Below are 2704 nucleotides of genomic sequence, written 5' to 3'. Positions count from 1 at the left end.
ATTAATGTTTGGACTACTGGGATATTGGATGAATTTCTTAAGTCGGCAAGTATCTTTAAAACAGTAAATTTAATTCAAGATAGGTTCATAGCACTATTAGTAGGGAACTTAAGAGAAATAAAGGGCAACGAGGATACCGTCATCAGCAAGCTAAAGAAAAAGCATTTCTTAGAGCCTGTTTAAAATCTTCTCATTAAGGTATCTTGATTTTTTCTTCTTCCTTAAAATCTTCGCTTGTATATTGGGATCCGCGATCGGAATGTAGAATCAAACTATGAAGAAAGTGATAAAAATTGCTTCTAGACACCTCATCAAGGGATATCGATGTCATGGATTTCTCGCTTTCTCTATATTACGTTATTATATTTAACTTAAATTCTCGATCATATTTTTTTGGTTTTTCATAAGAACCTTTTTAATAAATTTGTTTTAATTTATTCGGGTTCTTCATTTCCAATTTATTTTAGCAAGATCGAATATCTTTATTCGGAGCCACAACGACAGAACCAACTTAAATTTTTCTTTTGTGGTTGTAGAATATGTTGTTTTATCGCAAAATAAGTCTTTATAAAATTTATAATTATCCTTTAAGGGACCTTATGATATGATGTGCAAAAAGTTGAATAGAATTTTAGCGTTTTTTTCTTGTATCATTAAAAAACTAAGAAAGCCTTTTATCCAAAAAACACTGATTATTGTGTTTGTTACTTTCTGTATTGCCGCGCTAACTTCTTCAGCTTTATTAAAACATGGTTTGCCTATGCTCAATTTAAATATGAAAACATCTCCTAAGACCTTCGATCCTCGTAAAGCTGGCGATGTTTTTTCTTGTCAAATTATTCTCTTGCTTTTTGAAGGTCTTGTCAAACGATATCCTGATGGATCGATTCAACTAGCTCAAGCCAAGTCTTATAAAGTATCAGATGATAAGCTTACATATACATTTATTTTAGGAGATAACCTTTGGTCTAATGGCAAGCCCGTTACTGCTTATGATTTTGAGAAGTCGTGGAAAGATATTCTCAATCCAAAGTTTCCTTCAATGGGAGATTATTTATTTGCTCCTATTAAAAATGCGGAAAGCGCTAAAAAAGGACTTATTTCCTTAGATCAAGTTGGTATTAAAGCTCTCGATGAAAAAACCCTTGTAATTAAACTAGAGCACCCGACTCCTCATCTTCTTAAACTGCTTACAAATCCTAGATTTTATCCTGTAAATATTGAGCAAGATCGAAAAAATCCTAATTGGGCAATCCAAACAGGCACTCAATTTTTGTGTAATGGACCTTTTATATTGGAAAGCTTTAAGCAAGGGGATCAAATCGTTCTAAATGCTAATCCTCAATATAGAAAAACAGAGGATAAGCACCCAGAAAAAATCGTATTTAATATCATCGAAAGTGATCATGTAACATTAGAAATGTTTAAGAAAGGAAAAGTTGATATGATTGGTGACTCTTTAACGGATATTCCTTTAGAAGAGGTATCTAAGCTAGAAAAAAAATGGACCTTTAACTCAGAGCCACAACCTTATTCTGTATTTATTTATCTCAATACAACCAAGCAACCTTTTAATAATGCGAAGATTCGAAAAGCTTTTGCTTTAGCCATTAATCGCCAAGAATTACTAGGAATTTTGGGGAAAGGATGTAAGAAAAATATTAAAACGAATTCCATTAATCCAGCTTACAAAGTGGGCTTGTCTGCAACAAATCTAGTAGCGCCTTGCTTAAAAGGAAATCGATTCTCCGAGTTTTTCAAAGATAACGATGTAATCCAAGCTAATATTCTGCTCAATGAAGGAATGGCTGAGCTGGGTATTACCAAAGAGGCTTTTAAATCACTGACTTTCCTTTATTACTCCCGGGTTTATGGAGCGAATGAGATGATACAAGTCATCCAACAGCAATGGGCAAAAGCTTTTGGAATCTTTATTAAGCTAGAAAAGCTGGATTTTAGCGTTGCTTTAGATAAGCTATATAATAAAGATTATTCTATGTGTCTTTCATGCGCCCTTGCTTCTTATGATGATCCTATGGACGTTCTTCAAAGATTTAAGTATAAAAATTATACAAGGAATTGCACGGGTTGGGAAAATCCCAAATTTATCGAATTAATCAACCGCTCTAACTATGAGGAAGGAGATAAGCGCCTATTAACCCTGGAAAAGGCCGAAAAAGTACTGATCGAAGATATGCCAGTTATTCCATTATATCACAGAAATTATGTATATCTTATGAATCCAGAACTAGAATTTAATGTCTCTTTGTGGGGAGATAGGTTACTATTTCCCATGTCTCCCGTGCAAAAAGAGAACAAACATTCTTGTATAAAGCAAAAATCTAAAAATCCGTCAGTAAAAAAATAATGTGTAAAAGCCTGATAAAACACTTTTTACACCGAACAAATTGTTTTTATGTAGTGAAAATGCTTCTATACACCCATTTCTATCACTGATATTAGCGGTGGTAATATGAATCGCATGAGGAAGCCTTTGGGTATCGACTTCTTTTAGGATCAGAAAAAAAGTCTACCCAAGCCCAGAAACAACACAAAAGACTGATCTAGATTTAGATGAATTAAATACTGATCTAAACAGGAAAAACAAAATATATGATCAAGAATTTAAGCAAAAAGTTGTAGATGCAGTTAATAATGGTTTGAAAAAAAAAGAAGCTGTAAAACGGTTTAAAGTTCCTTGTAG

2 protein-coding genes are annotated in these 2704 nt (G+C 33.2%); both read left to right on the top strand.

Features of this window, described 5'->3' with window-relative positions:
• The coding region (locus RHOW815_RS07755) for a hypothetical protein (protein WP_215217733.1) at positions 1-183 on the top strand (183 nt) is incomplete at its 5' end.
• A gap of 514 nt (positions 184-697) precedes the next feature.
• Positions 698-2368, top strand: coding sequence for a peptide ABC transporter substrate-binding protein (locus tag RHOW815_RS07750; protein ID WP_215217732.1), 1671 nt, complete (start codon positions 698-700; stop codon positions 2366-2368).
• The last annotated feature ends 336 nt before the right edge of the window (positions 2369-2704 follow it).

The sequence above is a fragment of the Candidatus Rhabdochlamydia sp. W815 genome, from assembly GCF_018642185.1.
Lineage (GTDB): Bacteria > Chlamydiota > Chlamydiia > Chlamydiales > Rhabdochlamydiaceae > Rhabdochlamydia > Rhabdochlamydia oedothoracis.
Note: the sequence above shows the minus strand (reverse complement) of the source record. Positions and strands in the feature narration are given on the sequence as shown.